This window comes from Virgibacillus sp. L01 (genome assembly GCF_052246775.1).
Lineage (GTDB): Bacteria > Bacillota > Bacilli > Bacillales > Amphibacillaceae > Lentibacillus.
The window spans coordinates 143,024-157,772 of sequence record NZ_JBQQCP010000006.1; the positions used below are offsets into that span (position 1 = coordinate 143,024).

21 protein-coding genes and 1 riboswitch are annotated in these 14,749 nt (G+C 36.3%); of the genes, 4 read left to right on the top strand and 17 right to left on the bottom strand.

From position 1 onward, the window contains the following. Positions 1-181: 181 nt before the first annotated feature. Positions 182-886, bottom strand: coding sequence for a hypothetical protein (locus ACTWQM_RS12730; protein ID WP_443258538.1), 705 nt, complete (start codon positions 884-886; stop codon positions 182-184). A gap of 358 nt (positions 887-1,244) precedes the next feature. On the opposite strand from ACTWQM_RS12730, the gene ACTWQM_RS12735 reads away from it, so the two are divergent. Next, positions 1,245-1,502, top strand: coding sequence for a hypothetical protein (locus tag ACTWQM_RS12735; protein ID WP_443258539.1), 258 nt, complete (start codon positions 1,245-1,247; stop codon positions 1,500-1,502). 131 nt (positions 1,503-1,633) lie between these two features. On the opposite strand, the gene ACTWQM_RS12740 is transcribed toward ACTWQM_RS12735, so the two are convergent. The 5 genes from ACTWQM_RS12740 to ACTWQM_RS12760 all read right to left on the bottom strand — a co-directional run bounded on the left by ACTWQM_RS12740 (position 1,634) and on the right by ACTWQM_RS12760 (position 4,444). Then, positions 1,634-2,152 carry a hypothetical protein gene (locus tag ACTWQM_RS12740; RefSeq protein ID WP_443258540.1) on the bottom strand — a complete coding sequence of 173 codons (519 nt, stop codon included), beginning with the start codon at positions 2,150-2,152 and terminating at the stop codon, positions 1,634-1,636. A gap of 20 nt (positions 2,153-2,172) precedes the next feature. Further along, positions 2,173-2,595 (bottom strand): NUDIX hydrolase, encoded by a 423-nt coding sequence (locus ACTWQM_RS12745; protein ID WP_443258541.1) that lies wholly within the window; start codon positions 2,593-2,595, stop codon positions 2,173-2,175. 25 nt (positions 2,596-2,620) lie between these two features. Next, the gene (locus tag ACTWQM_RS12750; RefSeq protein WP_443258542.1) at positions 2,621-2,839 is read right to left on the bottom strand and encodes a DUF3951 domain-containing protein; all 219 of its coding nucleotides are present in this window, start codon (positions 2,837-2,839) and stop codon (positions 2,621-2,623) included. A 53-nt stretch (positions 2,840-2,892) separates the two neighbouring features. Continuing rightward, complete coding sequence (locus tag ACTWQM_RS12755) at positions 2,893-3,381, bottom strand: NUDIX hydrolase (protein WP_443258660.1); 489 nt, start codon at positions 3,379-3,381, stop codon at positions 2,893-2,895. A 61-nt stretch (positions 3,382-3,442) separates the two neighbouring features. Beyond that, on the bottom strand, positions 3,443-4,444 hold the full coding sequence (locus ACTWQM_RS12760) for a serine hydrolase domain-containing protein (RefSeq protein WP_443258543.1): 1,002 nt from the start codon (positions 4,442-4,444) through the stop codon (positions 3,443-3,445). A 133-nt stretch (positions 4,445-4,577) separates the two neighbouring features. Between ACTWQM_RS12760 and ACTWQM_RS12765 the strand changes: the two genes are divergently transcribed. Continuing rightward, on the top strand, positions 4,578-4,793 hold the full coding sequence (locus ACTWQM_RS12765) for a hypothetical protein (RefSeq protein WP_443258544.1): 216 nt from the start codon (positions 4,578-4,580) through the stop codon (positions 4,791-4,793). Between the two features lie 43 nt (positions 4,794-4,836). On the opposite strand, the gene ACTWQM_RS12770 is transcribed toward ACTWQM_RS12765, so the two are convergent. The 11 genes from ACTWQM_RS12770 to ACTWQM_RS12820 all read right to left on the bottom strand — a co-directional run bounded on the left by ACTWQM_RS12770 (position 4,837) and on the right by ACTWQM_RS12820 (position 13,080). Continuing rightward, entirely contained in the window at positions 4,837-5,277 is a 441-nt protein-coding gene (locus ACTWQM_RS12770; RefSeq protein ID WP_443258545.1) for a DUF4181 domain-containing protein, read from the bottom strand. A gap of 20 nt (positions 5,278-5,297) precedes the next feature. Next, positions 5,298-6,311 (bottom strand): C45 family autoproteolytic acyltransferase/hydolase, encoded by a 1,014-nt coding sequence (locus ACTWQM_RS12775; protein ID WP_443258546.1) that lies wholly within the window; start codon positions 6,309-6,311, stop codon positions 5,298-5,300. A 156-nt stretch (positions 6,312-6,467) separates the two neighbouring features. Beyond that, positions 6,468-7,280: a LysM peptidoglycan-binding domain-containing protein gene (locus tag ACTWQM_RS12780; protein WP_443258547.1), complete on the bottom strand. Its 813-nt coding sequence runs from the start codon at positions 7,278-7,280 to the stop codon at positions 6,468-6,470. Between the two features lie 288 nt (positions 7,281-7,568). After that, on the bottom strand, positions 7,569-7,883 hold the full coding sequence (locus ACTWQM_RS12785; protein ID WP_443258548.1) for a hypothetical protein: 315 nt from the start codon (positions 7,881-7,883) through the stop codon (positions 7,569-7,571). A 92-nt stretch (positions 7,884-7,975) separates the two neighbouring features. Further along, complete coding sequence (locus tag ACTWQM_RS12790) at positions 7,976-8,395, bottom strand: flavoprotein (protein ID WP_443258549.1); 420 nt, start codon at positions 8,393-8,395, stop codon at positions 7,976-7,978. A 216-nt stretch (positions 8,396-8,611) separates the two neighbouring features. Next, positions 8,612-9,148: a dihydrofolate reductase family protein gene (locus ACTWQM_RS12795; RefSeq protein WP_443258550.1), complete on the bottom strand. Its 537-nt coding sequence runs from the start codon at positions 9,146-9,148 to the stop codon at positions 8,612-8,614. A gap of 148 nt (positions 9,149-9,296) precedes the next feature. Next, positions 9,297-9,434: a hypothetical protein gene (locus ACTWQM_RS12800; RefSeq protein WP_443258551.1), complete on the bottom strand. Its 138-nt coding sequence runs from the start codon at positions 9,432-9,434 to the stop codon at positions 9,297-9,299. A 144-nt stretch (positions 9,435-9,578) separates the two neighbouring features. Continuing rightward, positions 9,579-10,085, bottom strand: coding sequence for a GNAT family N-acetyltransferase (locus ACTWQM_RS12805; RefSeq protein ID WP_443258552.1), 507 nt, complete (start codon positions 10,083-10,085; stop codon positions 9,579-9,581). A 74-nt stretch (positions 10,086-10,159) separates the two neighbouring features. Beyond that, entirely contained in the window at positions 10,160-11,524 is a 1,365-nt protein-coding gene (locus tag ACTWQM_RS12810; protein WP_443258553.1) for an S-layer homology domain-containing protein, read from the bottom strand. Further along, positions 11,521-12,738: a lysophospholipid acyltransferase family protein gene (locus ACTWQM_RS12815; RefSeq protein ID WP_443258554.1), complete on the bottom strand. Its 1,218-nt coding sequence runs from the start codon at positions 12,736-12,738 to the stop codon at positions 11,521-11,523. Before ACTWQM_RS12815 ends, ACTWQM_RS12810 begins: the two co-directional genes overlap by 4 nt. Positions 12,739-12,909: 171 nt before the next feature. Further along, a complete protein-coding gene (locus tag ACTWQM_RS12820) occupies positions 12,910-13,080 on the bottom strand; it encodes a Spo0E family sporulation regulatory protein-aspartic acid phosphatase (protein ID WP_443258555.1) in 171 nt (56 codons plus the stop codon). Positions 13,081-13,112: 32 nt separating this feature from the next. Then, positions 13,113-13,200: riboswitch (cyclic di-GMP riboswitch) on the bottom strand. Positions 13,201-13,392: 192 nt separating this feature from the next. Between ACTWQM_RS12820 and ACTWQM_RS12825 the strand changes: the two genes are divergently transcribed. Together ACTWQM_RS12825 and rlmH are read left to right on the top strand one after the other, a co-directional pair. Continuing rightward, positions 13,393-14,145: a hypothetical protein gene (locus ACTWQM_RS12825; RefSeq protein ID WP_443258556.1), complete on the top strand. Its 753-nt coding sequence runs from the start codon at positions 13,393-13,395 to the stop codon at positions 14,143-14,145. A gap of 86 nt (positions 14,146-14,231) precedes the next feature. Beyond that, positions 14,232-14,711 (top strand): 23S rRNA (pseudouridine(1915)-N(3))-methyltransferase RlmH, encoded by a 480-nt coding sequence (rlmH, locus tag ACTWQM_RS12830; protein ID WP_443258557.1) that lies wholly within the window; start codon positions 14,232-14,234, stop codon positions 14,709-14,711. The last annotated feature ends 38 nt before the right edge of the window (positions 14,712-14,749 follow it).

Here is a 14,749-nt window from a genome sequence, read left to right on the forward strand (position 1 = left end):
TGTTAGATTTATCTTCTAAAAATTAAACTGTTAATCCTCCGTAACGTTACTATTAATTAATAGAACAAGATCAACCTTGAAATATTCTAAGCTTTTCGTTTCCGAAATTCCAATTTTCTGAAACAGTTAACAAAATAAAAAGATCGAGTAAAATGCCGCCGCGATTTTCTGACTTTAACGATTAGTTCGTTTCTTTTTCTCTTAATTTTTCAACAAACGCATCTAGTTCTTTTTCTTTATTCGATTTAAAGATAATCCCCTTATCATCTGTAATGATATACGTTGGAGAATCGTCATATAAGCCTAACAGCTCTTTCGTATTTTTAACCCTATTAGCAGCATGTGTCATCGTCACTTTTTGAAATTGAAAATTCCCATTCGAAACTGGATAAGCATCGTATCCACCTTTTTCATTTGTTATCGGATTGTAAATATAAAGCCCATATTTTCCTTTGTCCACTGTCATTTCCGCAACAATTTCTTCTTTTGAATAAGGAACAACGGTTACCTTTTTTGTATCATAGGTGGGCAGTTTTTCATGGTTTTCAAAAAGAGTTCCAATCGTAACCAGTTCTTCTTCATAATTCCTTTTAATTTCAATGGATACCTTTTGCTCCATTTTTAAATCATTAAACGAATCTGCTTCACCGTTTACGACTGTATCGTTCCCTGCTTGAGCCAGAAACGCTTCAATGTTTTTTTCGTTTTCATCAAAATCCATCGTTTCCATTTGGTTTTCTGTCAATGTATCGCCTACATAGACTACTACCGTATTTTTCTCATGGTTTACCTCGTGTATTTTTCCCTCAACAGACGCAATCTGATTGTTTGCACACCCTGTTAACAATAGGCTTATAACCATAAGAATCCCGAAACTAAATCTCATAAGAACCCCCCTTATTTCTTCTGACGGATTGCACGCTTTTCTCTTAATATTGTAATTCAACTGTAACACAAGGTGAACAAACATTTAGCCTTTTTCATTACGTTCTTCTACTGTAAGATTCGTTCTTCGATTCCAAAAGTACCTTAGCCTGCTCAGTAACTTATTAAGTTTAACTGGAGCTGTTATTGGATTACTGCGCTTTCCTCGTACTTCTCCTCCTAAATTTCCTTTTTCCAAATAGCACTCTTAAGTGAAATGGACATAGATGTTTTCTTTATTTCACGTCTATCAAGGACGTTTAGCTTATCCAATTTAAAAATGCACTCATACATTGTTTATTAAGGAAGGAGGGTTTTAATTGTCCAGTAATTCAAACGATGGTAACAACCAACAACAGCCAGAATGTCCAGAAGGATGTTGTCAAGGTGACGAACTACTATGTGTTTCTATCCCTTGTCCAGTAACCATTGTACTCCTCGGACTTGAACTTCAATTAGAATTACCATGTATCAGACTAACTTCAGAAGACAATTTAACACCAGACCAGGCGCAACAAATCTTAGACTTTCTATCTAACCTGCTAGGAAATCTTGGGCCCAATATCGCTTCACAATAATTTTTAACAATGAAAAGGCTGCTTAATAGTAGCCTTTTCACTATTGAATAAACGAATTCCCCATGTCTAGTTGCTCTTTTTTCGCAATCGCACCTCTAATTACCGTTAAATTCTTAAAAGGGAAGCAATCGTCAGTCAAAGTCCAATCTTTGATAAATTAGTTCTCCATCACCAGAGAATCCCTTTATTTGAACGCCTTCCTCACCATTTTGTTGTATAGATAATATGTCGTTGGGTGTTAACAGATAGAACAAATTGTATCCTTTCTTCCTGTTAACGATTTTAGCATCAGTACGATTGATGGTTAGTTTCTTGATATTTTTATTTTTAATGAGGCCGTAGAAGAAAGTCGTTTCATCCTTAGTTGAACTCACACCCCAAGCAATGTTCTCTGCACCTTTTATTGCAGGTATTTCAGTACCTGATAATATTTCCCAGTCCGAACCGTTCTTCTTTAACAATTTTGCTCCGTACGTTTCAATAGGTGATTCCGTTTTATAAAATACCACATTACCGTTCTTCGTCTCTGTTTCATTAAGTATCTCTAAGTGAGTTATATCATTTATCAATACCTCTTCAACGGTGTTTCCACAACCCACTAAGAGGAAAAGAAAAATCATAGTAAACATAGCCCTTAGTGTTAAAGTCATATACTTCCCCCTAATAACTATTAATGAAGACTATAATTGCTTTTTATGCAGTTGATTAAAAAGTCTCTATCTTCAGGAAAACTTAAACTAAGCTCCTTTAATTGTTCTAAGTTTTTCCAAGCAATATCATAAATTAAATTATCAGGATCTTGAATTTTTCTGTCCCCACCAACAATCTTTACAAAGAAATAGTGAACCTCGAAAGATATATTGATTTCCTCATAAATACCCTTTTTCACCTTTATTTCATCAACTACTTCTGCAACATACCCTGTTTCTTCTTTGATTTCCCTAACACAACATTCTTCATATGATTCATTTTCTTCTAGTCCGCCTGAAGGAACAGACCAAGTTTTATCCTCTTCAGGCTTTCCTTGTAATACCATAAGTAATTCACCGTTTTCATTGATGCATACACCTGACGAACCAAGCCATTTTTGCACTTAAAAATCACTCCCCGTTTTTTAACTAGGAATAGTTTTTGTTTTTATCGTCGCCTTGTTCATCTTCTTGTTCTTCCTGCTGCACCTCTTCATGAAATTCCTTGCCCTGCCCGTATGATGCTTCCAATGGAGTATAATAACTGCTCGGAATTTTACCCGTGATAGCAATCCTACAAGCAATAAAAATCATTAATATAAGTACAGTTGCCAATGAGATGAAAAGAAAAATCGGAAAAATATACATGAAATCACTGCCTTTGTTAGAAGTAATTGAGTTTAGTTCAACTCTTATACTCGTTAGTTTAAGACTTTCCAATCTTCATAAGTAGTAGCGTCAACGCCTAATTCCCTTGTTCTTAGCCACTCAAAAGCTTTTAAAACAAGTGGTGATGCATTATCCAATGAGACATCTTTTTCCGATACCCACATCGCGCCCAGTGAATCTTGACCATCAAATTGTTCTGGTGCACTTAACAATCCACCTATCTTTTTAACAGAGTAGTAAACAGCTATATGGTGGACATCAGTAAATTCTTTCCACAGCCAAGGGAGTTTGAAATCTGTGACACCAATGTTATCTTCAATATCGATTTTAAGCCCAGTTTCTTCAAAGAACTCTCTTTTCATTGCTTCGGACAAAGATTCTCCCTCTTCTAAGCTCCCTCCAGGAAGGTCATATCGGTTTATGTACGGACCGCCATTCTTATATATTACTAATAGTTTGCCTTCCTTTACATATATACCATATACACCAAAAGCCCTATGATATCTTTTTTCAGACACAATAATCCCCCTCACTCTTGTTCAAATGCCCGTGTTTAGTTAAATGCATATACTTCACAATTTATTATCGAAAGGTATCAGCCACTAAATTACTAAATTCTCTTAGGTAGTAAAGGTAATTGTCATCACCATAGTTATATCGCTTGTTATACATTTTAGCTACAACAACATTGTATTCTGGAATCACTAAAAGAGTTGGTCCTGTTATTCCTAAAATTTGATAAGAGCCTTTAGGGACTCTTTCCCCTATCTCACTGTAATCGGCAGGAGTACCTTGTACATACCAAAACAGTCCATTTTGTGGAAGGTTATTATCTTTGAAAATAGGGCTTTGAATTTGAGTTGAAATTTCAATCACTTCTTTTGGAATAATTTGTTTCCCATTCGCAAAGCCTTTGTTTAAATGAATATTTCCCCATTGTACAAACTCTGATGCAGTCGTATGAAGGTTTGATTCAGTACCATTATTGGAACTGCCCAACTTATATGAACCATCTTCATCTGGATTAATAATTTCTTTTACTAACGCTTCATTCTCCGTAGTTTGCCAGACTGTTTTCTTTAAACCTAAAGGTAAAAAAACTCGCTCATTTAAAAGTTCTGGAAAACGCTTGTTAAAAAGTCTATTTACCAGCCAAGTGATCATTAACACATTTATTCCTCTATAAGCCCAGCCGTTACCTGGTTCAAACTCTCTAAAAATAGTACCATCATTTTTTTCGTGTAAACCGTGTGAATGAGTTACTAAATGCCGTAATGTGGTTTTTCCAAGTAGTTGTTCATCTATTTCTTCAAAATATTCAATGGCATAATCATCAAGGCTTTTGATTTTTCCTTCATAAAGAGCATAGGCCACTGCTAACCCAAGATAGCTTTTTCTTGCAGATGCTACGTTAAATAGCGAGGATGAATTGATTGGAGCTGCTTTAGTAGAATTAGAATGATAACCACTATAATGTTCCAATATTACTTTGTTATCTTTAATTATATATAATGAAGAAGCACTACTCTTGTTTTTTTCTTTTATATCCTCAACCCAATCAATTAATTTTTCAAGTTTCTCCATTATAATTTCTCCTTTCCTTCAAAATCTCGTACTTATTTCAGCAAAAATAATCAGAAATACTTGTAAAATCATCGAATTCTTTTCACAGATTGTGTTATAATACGAACAAACGTTCTTAAAAGGTGGTTTGAGGATGAATGGATTAATCCAGCGTTCAATTGATACGAAAGAAAAGATCGTTATCTTTTATATTGATCATGTGAACAACGTAACGGAGCGCTATATCCGTGTAATCAATTATAGTGATGAAAAAATTCTTGCCTACTGTTATTATCGTAAACAAGTGCGTACATTTAAACGTAATAACATTCTTTCCGTTGGACCAGCTAGAAAACAAATGGAAGCGTAGACATGCGTGAAAACAGTAAATCCAAATTGCCAGGTTATTACTGTCATAACAAATCGGGAAACAATCCAAATCCTCCAGACTGAAATGCGAAGTAGATAACAAACAGCATAAATGTTAATTGCCAGATAGTATACAGGTAATCATTTTGTCCTTTTTTATACTTCCATTCCATGACTGCCCGAAATACCTCTTGCAACACTAAAAATACCACCGTAACCATAAAGACTGCCAATGAATCATTAATTGGTAAATGTGGATTGCCAAAAAAAGCAAAGGCTGCAACAACAGTTGCGATAAAAGCCAGTGTTCCAATAATCCAATCACCTTTTTTATGTAAATTATTCACATGACCATGCGAAAAGAATTTGGTTCGTTTAACGTTAAGTATTTTTCGCATGATTGTATTAAAGATAAATATTATGAGAGATAGTACGACTATCAGCATGATCAACTTCCCGAATATCGGCTCCTGTCCTGGGTACATAAAAATTCACTCCTAGCCCTTCATTCAATAATCCCCTGTAACTTTTGGTCACGAATAGCTTCGCCAGCAACCCAATCATCAAAATTTATATCGATTATTTGATTACTTCGGGCAATGGCAGTCAATAATCTAGAATCCTTGAAACCATAGGCAAACGTGTGAAGCGTTCCGAACAGCTCTTCATAGTCCGTATAAAACAGTGAAGAATTCTTATCTCGAAAATGATCAAAAGCTTCCTGCTGTGTCAGTTGTTCATTCTTTATGCTTTGTATATATGTATGGCGTTTCTCTGAGTTAGTTATGACTGCTCTATTATTGTGCTGTTGTGATCTATCCTGAAAGTGGTTCACACATGTTAAATAAGACGCGTCGTTCCGCACGATAACACTATCTGGACTAGCTTCCACAACCGCAACATTACCTTTGTTATCACCCATGGAAAAATTGTAACAGGCAGCATGTGGAATTTCTTGCAGCATTTCGATTGCATCTGCGACGGTAGAACATGTATCAAGTACCATCCTGATTGCAATCCAAGCAGAAGTTCCCTCTGTATAACCGTTGTTGCTCTTAAAATGCAAACCTACTACCAAACCGTGCTGATTAACACCATCATGCCTGCCAAGTACTTGCAGATTATAGCCTGCTGATGCAAACCCTTCTTCAGGCTGGATTAAGCTAAAATAGCCATCATAGAGAGCAGGCGAGAAGTCATAGTTTCGCACATAATACGAATCTGTCACCATTGCCGAACAACCCATTGCTAATGGTCTGGGAACATCATATCCGCTGAATTGTGCAGCGGCTTTTTGCCAAGGAATTTGCGCACCTTCTGCCAAACCTTCAAGTTCATCCAATAAATGAGGTGAAAATGTTGAATAAATGGCTTCCATATTTGTAACATCTATCTGTTCGCGGGTTATATTTTCAAAGGTTTGTATTATAGGCGTACCAGCTATTTGCTGTCCCAAATTCAAGCCTATTTGATACGAACTACCCCGATGCTGAAATATATTCACATTAAAGTCGGACATAACGGTTCTCCTTTATAAAACTGCCAACGATATAATTCGATATTTTTCATTTAAATTCCTTTATTCAATACGAATTAAAAAGCAAAAAGTTTCCATATAACTGCAAATCGGCTAACTATTAGAAAAGACGCATGATCACCCCATGCGTCTGCTTCCTTATACAGAATTGAAATTCACCTTCACCTGTACCAAGTCCTCTATTTCATTATTTCTAGGGCTGCGTGTATATACCCAAACTTCCCCGGTGCTTGCGGTTGGCTGCCTGTCAAAAGGTAAAGTGCTTTCAAACCTTCCATAGGCCGGTGCTCCCTGATCCGCCATTACAGATCGTTCTTCAGAAACGATTACACCGTTACTATCGCGCACTTGATGCAGGACAGTCGCTTCAAAAACTCGCACCCAGCCTGCAACCCGTTGTCCGCTTTGAATGACGGTTCCAGGTAAAGGGTCCATCACAGCAATATTTTCTGAAGTATCAAGCGGGATAATCAGCGCATATCCCGGCCAAATGGTAGTTGGTGAAAAACCAGGCCGATCCAGGTTGGCACGAAGGATGTTGGCTCGTGGAATACCAAAGCGTTGTTCTAATTGATAAATAGTGTCGCCTTGTTCTACAGTGTAAATAAATGCAGGGACAATTAATGGCTGCCCAGGATAAATCAAGCCGGGATCCTGAATATCTGTGTTGATTCCAGCAATCAGCTCGATAGCTGTTGAGAACCGTAGAGCAATTCGAGTAAGCGAGTCACCAGGCGCTACTACGTAAAATGTGGAGATGTCATTTGTTGAAGTTGATGGGACGACCAACAGCTGTCCAGGAAAAATCAGATCAGGCGTTGTTACGGGAGGATACAGATAATTAGCATCTGCAATTGCCTGTGGCGTACTGCCAAACCGGTCAGCAATGGCGTACAATGTGTCACCTGGCTGGACTTGATAAATAAAGTATGTGCCTGTTGCAATACTCAAATATATCACCTCCTAATGTGATGAAATCTAATTCTATAATACGTAACAAACGGGCGAATGTGTATAGTGTGTTTGCAAATTAAAGGAGAGGAATAAATAATAACTGGTTCCGTTTCCTATCAGAATTACATTTTAAAATGTAACTGAATTTGTATAACTATTTGCATCATATTTGCAGTGATACTTGTAATTAAAAAAATCTCAGTTCATTTTAATTGAACTGAGATTTTTCCTTGAATTTATTTTCTTTTCAACTAACGCGCCTTTTACTTGAAGGCGATGAAGTTGCTAATTATTTATTACTTTCATTTCTATATAGTTTTCTTCACTTATCTCTTTCTCACTAACTAAAAGTGATTGGAACGCTGCAAACAGTTCTTGTATATCTTTCTCCTTGTTAATTAAGTTAATACTTTTTTGATACTCTTCCTCATTCTTATATTTTGAAATCTCCATCCATTTCGTACTATCCTCATTGCATTGGAGGTAAATAGTATTAAGATCCAAATATTTGTTATAAATTTCTGACGCTTTTTCTTGAATACTTAAATACTCGTCCACTTTGTCATTTTCAATATGATATTGATAAACTTTTACAAACATTATTCTCCCTCCAATTTTATAAACCTTATTAAATAATCCTGGCTGCTATAGTTGAACAAGAAGTGCAATTCCTTATTAAAGGAAACCACACTTTAATTGAACTGTAACTTCTTTAAATTTGCATTTGGAACTCCGGCTTCTATGTAACTTCTTATCAATTTCCAATCATTGTTTTCATTTCTTTTAAATGTCTGAAAGAATAAGCTAACATTCTCTAATTTCTTTCCATCAATTATTAGTGTAGCTGATAAAATTGCCATAATTTCATCTTGTCGTAAAGGAATTATCGCCTCTTCATTTAAATCCCATTTGTTATCTTCTTGTTTGGCGAAATTAAACCCTTGTTCCCAGCCAGTTATCGCCTCTTCATAACCAAAGTCTACTAATTCGCCATTTGAAATCTCTCTTGCTTTATAATCTTTGGAAATAATATCTTTCAATTCTGTCAAAGACGAATTTCTCCAAACATCTAAATAGGAATTAAGAACCTTGCGAAATGAACCATCTTCCATAATAATAGTCCTCCTTAAATATTGAATTAGTTCAACATAAACGCTTAGTTGGTTAAAAAACTTAATAATTTGATTTTAACATAATATTTAGATAATTCATAAGAAATAAAAAACATCAAGTAAATACTTTTCTTGTTCAACTCTTGCACCCGTTAATGGATTAAGAAAAGAGCTACTACTAGCTGGTTAGTTGAAGACTATTTCCTATTTGACTTTTTATTTTAACTCATAGTGTAATTCAGCAAATTGCTTACAATGCGTTACACCTAACAGTTTCAACTTATTCTCTCTCTCACTCGGTAAAAATAGTGGGATACCACGCCCTATGATGGTTGGGGCAATTTGAATAAAAAATTCATCAACAAGCCTTTCACGAAGAAGAGGGTAAAGAACTTCTCCACCACCGACAATCCATATTCGTTTCCCACTTTTTTCTTTTAATGATTTTGTAAAGTTGACAATATCACCATTAACGTATTCAACATTATCATCAGAACCAGTTAATGAACGAGAAAACACATAACATTCCCTACCCTTATATGGAAAACCATTATCAGGAACATTAAACATAATTTGCTCATAAGTTTTTCTGCCCATTATAACAATATCGATGGTAGAAAAGAAATCCGAGTAACCTATATCTTCCTCACCCTCTGTACCCAATAACCAATCCAACGAATGGTCTTCTCTTGCAAGATAACCGTCTACACTAATAGCACCATAAAAAACCAACTTAGTATTACTGTCATTCATTCTACAACACCCTTTCACCCGAAATAGGAACAATTGTTCGACATTTAATGTAACATAATAACATTACACTATTCAACTCTTCTGCAGCTATAGTTGAACAAGGAGTGCAATTCTTTATTCAAGGCAAGTTACTCGCTTGTTGGAGAATTTAGATTTCAGCTAACATAATAACACCAAAAAATAGTAAAAAAATTACTATTAAATAAACTCCAACTACCAATGAAGCTATTAATTTTCGTTTAGTATTTTCAATCTTAATAAGCTCTTCCAAATGTTTCTCATTCATTATACGTCCTCCTCTCATAACTTCTATAATTTATTTAAGTTAAAAATCTGTTCTCTTCAACTCTTCTGCAGCTTTAGTTGACAAGCGGATTCAATTTCCTGTTCAAGGAAAGCACTCGATAGTTTAAGAGTTATTAATCCTTTTTTATATACGCCTTTGATATTTACTGTGTCCATCTGTTAAACCAACAAGTTCAAATTTATTATTCTTATAAAAGTTATTTAATTTTATATTATCCGCAACACAATCTAATTTAAGATATTCTTTATCACTTTCATTGTTCTGTATCCAATCCAGAACACTTCTGCCAATTCCGTTCTTCATATATGTAGGAATAATTGCAAGTCTATGTAAGTAAAGCGATTTCGAGGAAATATCATCTCCCCAAATATGCCTGTCCCATTCACTTTGTTCAGATAAAAGTGTAAATGTAGCCACAATATCGTTATCTTTCAAAACAATATACGTTTCTTGATTGGATATGGCTTGTTTAATCTCTTCATCATCACCACCATCTAATAGAAACCCCCATTGATTTATTTCATTATCTTTCATCCATAGAGCTATCTGTTTTAACATTTTAATAATTTCACTACTATCCTCATTCGTAGCAATTTTTATATTGAAATCTTCAACGAAATCCAAGTTCATTTTTTACCTCCTCATAGATTATCTTACATTTTTATTCTTTGTGATAAATAACGGAACCCGCTCCATCCAACTAACTATACCGTTTTTCGTGTCCTGTACAGCAAGGCCCCAACAAGCGCCAGGAAATAAACAAGTAATCCAATAAGTGTATAGACATACATGATTGGCTGGTTTTGAACATACCCAACGATTGGCACATTTAAGAGCAGTAATAAAGGAAACCCAAACATTATTGCTGTTGCACTACCCATCACCATATTATCTGCTGTATTGGATTGGAATTTTGGGTCTACTGCTTTTAATAGTGCCATTCCAGTTGAAATTGTACCAGTTTGCATGCCGTAAAATCCTAATACGTTTGGTAGTTTATCTTCAGGGAACACGCGCGGTCCAATCCAAAGTAAAAACGCTATGGTTACAAAGCCGCCTAAGGTAGTTAATATCAGAATCGGGACAGCATACTCCTGTAATGCATAGATCGAAATAGCAGCGATTGATGCGGTTATCATGTAATCGAACGAAAAACCGGAAATTCGCTGCAGTAAAAAGTTGTTCGGTGAATGTTCAAGCTGAAGCCCTGCATTTTTTAATCGATTTAAAACAGTTCGGAAAAACATCGCGTACAAGCTTCCGATTAAAAAGTGGAATCCAATGATTAGCTGGGCAAAAGTTGCTCCAAATGTTCCAAGTGGCGTCAATACTTTGTCTAACCCATATATAGTCAAATATGTAACAAGATAAATGAAGCCGATTAATGCTATTTGATAGGTTAGCTTATCGATTGCATCACTTAATGAAATCTCATCTGGCTCTGATCTTTCTACCATTTGTTTATGTGTTTTGACTGGGCCAGATTCGATTTTCTGGAACTTTTTGTTGCGGGCTAACAGGTTCATTAGGATAATCCCGACTACCGTTGCCCAAATAAAGCCTATCCCGGCAATCGTTAAACCAAGGTTCCCGCCACCAACAAGTCCCAGTTCTTCCCACTGTGTACCTATCGAATATGCTTGCCCGGGTCCTTGACCGAATCCGAGTGGCAGCAATAGTCCAACACCTGGGAAAAAGTCTGGATATAATGTTTGGACAAGTATCATGAATAAACCAAAGCCGACCAACCCTTGGATGAGGTATGTTGAAACGATCATGAGACCTGAGTTGATAACAGCTGGACTATTTTCCACTTGCCGTTCTTTTAACGATAAAGCAATAAAGCCAATGGCCATTAAATGGTAAACCAGGTTTCCAAGTAAATCCTTATCAAAATTTATCCATCCTAGTAGTTCAGGTCCAACGATTAACCCTAGGAAACCAGCAATCATGGACGTTGGTACAATTAATTTCCTTAAGGCTGGTATTCTAGCTTTTAATACAGCGGCAATAACAATTAAAAAAGATAAAAGAGCAAAATCGAGTACAAATGACCAGGAGTTACTCATGATATCACCTCATCTGATTGTTTAGATTCCAATTCCTGTGCGGTTTTGATTGCCATTAGCCATTTGTACGCTGAGGTGTCGGGCTGATAAAATACAATTCGATAAAATTGATTTTCATAAAAGAAGTCCAGCTTATGATGAAACTGAATATTAATCCCTTCCATATCCCGAAATGCAAATGCATGTTGCTCCTCATTATCACCATTAAACGTAATTGTTGTATTATTCCACTCTAGATCTCCTTTAGAAACAAGACGGAATGGTTTATTGTCCTCAGATAAAAACAGCTTAACATGGTCCTGCATTGCCTCATTCCAGTTCTGCTGCCAATTCGGATCAAGTAAAGTCTCTTTCAAAAATTCAAGCTGCCATTTATTCCAATCACGGGGTGTAGAATAATAGATGGGAGGTGTCACTTGCTCAAATGTTCCCAAGGATGTGTAACGAACGGTATAATCACAACTTCGGCATTCAAACAGGTCATCGTGCGAATGCAGCTGTCCAGGTATTCTACAATGTGGACAAACAAACAACAGGCGTTCCAAGTAGTTTGCTAGATTTTTCCCCTGATATTCACCTGCAATCTCAGACTGCCACTCCATTTCATTATGGTAAAGCGCTTCGGTTAGCTTCTGGTTAATGACGTCAGGTGAATCGTTAGTAAATGCTCCCTGATCCCATACTTTTTTATAGGAGATAGAAATCAAGCCTTTGCGATGTTGATCCGCCCACCTTGGATGAGTCAGATGCCCGCCGCGAATTGTTGTAATGATAACAGGGATGTCCAACAGCTTAACTAATTTAGCGGTTGAGTAAATAAGCGGCTCCGTGTCACCGTCCCAATTTCGGTTTCCTTCTGGGAAAATACCAATAACCCTATTATGCTTCTTAGCCTTCAGTACACCTCTAATCGTGCTCGTATCATTTTTGAATTTCATCTTTGGGATGGCACCAACATAGTTTAATATTCTTTTTAAGAAAGGATTTCGAAAAAGAGGTTCAGCAGCAATGAAAGAAATCGGTTCATTTACATAACTATTTAGAATCAGTGGATCCCAGTTATTTACGTGGTTAGATAAAATAATATAAGGCGGTTTCATGTGAAGGGTGTCATTGCGTTCAATCACTATTTTTGAACGTCTTCTGGTAAAGAAACGGATGAAAAATAACAGCATATTTATGATCCGCATATTTGGTTTATTTTCGATACTCATCATTTCACATCCAACTATAAAAATATAAAATTAGTACGCTACTATTTTACCATATAATCGAGTATTTTCCTTTAAATGCAAAAAAAGCTATACCCCACAAATGGACGGAGTATAGAAAGGCAGTGTTAGTACCAGAAAAACATAAAGGTAGGATTAATTGAGTTCATTTGTCTAAATCGACAAAAGTTGATTTCGTTGGTTGAGCTTCACATCTAGTAGTTGACTAACTTGTATTAATGATGGATCTGTAAAATCACTTCCATTCGCCTTAACCTGATACATCAAGGATTTAAGCATTTTAATATCATTGTTAATAATCTTCAGAACATCTTCAGTATCCAAATCACATCCCCCTTTCAGGAATAAGGAGTGTATTCGAAAGCTGGCTGACTTATTGGAAAATCCAACTTAGCCCCTATAGCTTTGCGTCATCATCTTTCAATGATTTTGCCATTATCGTACATGATGTGATGGTACTAACACAGTTTATTCTATAAAAGATATTGTCCACAATATACTATATATAGTGAATTAACGCAAAATTCATGAAAAAGTGCCGGAACATTTTAAGCTTGCTTAATCTGGATTATTGTCCCGTCTTTTCATAATACGCATAGGATAATACAATACTATGAATAAGGAAGTGACCAAGAGATGGGATTATATATTAATAATAATGATCATCCAGACGTCTATATGAATGGCAGCGATATCCTGGAGCCGAACCAGGGATACTTTCGCGTAGATTATTTCTCCGAGATGATAAAAGAACAGAAAGAACTGAATAAATCATTATCCAATTCCTTTCGTGATTTAAAATCGTTATACCACCAGCAAACTAATACACAGGCAGGCAGATGGCAGGAGGTTGGCAAACAGCTGGAAGTATTAAAAGAAAGTAACCTTCAGCATAAAAATTTCGAGAATCAGGCTGTCCAATGGTTGAAAACGTTAGATAGCAATAATGCAAAACTGCAGGATATCTTAGAAAACGGTGGCCTATTAAATAAGGAGATTGCAGAACAAGTCAATCGCTTAGGCGAATCGAATCAGGCTATTGTAGACCAGCTAGGAAAATATGAAAGCTCAAGCCAGGCACTCGCATCACACATGAGTGAGCTGTATGATCTTAACAAGCAGATGTCAGAGCGGATTTCCACGCAAGACGATAACCAGGATCAAGTAATAAACCGACTGGAAAACCAAGAAGCCCTTATGGAGAAAACGTTAAGGCAAATTGATCAGTTTCGATCCATTCTTTTCGAACGAACTAACTATATAGCAGAAAGTATTGAAAACAGTTATAATCTTACTTCCACATATGTCTATAAACTGATGACTGGATCAGAACAACCACTGTCCCTTTTCATGACGAAACAAAGAGAAGAAGAGAGGAAGTCTGATTAATTGAATGAAATGGCGATACTGTAATACGGTATCGTCATTCTTTGATACAATGTAAACAAAAGAAGTCCATAAAGGAATGAATTTCAATGAACATAAAGATTATCGCAGTAGGAAAATTAAAGGAAAAATACCTCAAGCAGGGCATTGACGAATACTTAAAGCGGTTAAGTACATATGCAAAAGTTCAAATCATCGAAGTCGCCGATGAAAAAGCCCCTGAAAACATGAGCGACGCTGAAATGATCGACGTAAAACAAAAGGAAGGCGAACGCATTCTCGCTAACATCAAACAGGATACCCATGTCATAACGCTCGAAATCAATGGCAAAATGCTAAGCTCCGAACAACTTGCAGCCAAAATGGACGAGCTTGCCACCTACGGAAAAAGTAAGCTTGCATTTGTTATCGGCGGTTCACTAGGTATCAGTGATGAGGTCCAAAAGCGAAGTAACCTCGCTTTATCATTTTCCAAAATGACATTTCCGCATCAGGTAATGAGACTTATATTGTTGGAGCAGATTTATCGGGGGTTTAGGATTAATAGGGGGGAACCGTACCACAAGTAAATGAGGTTTTTCTTTGTGGTAAATATTACTTTCTTAGT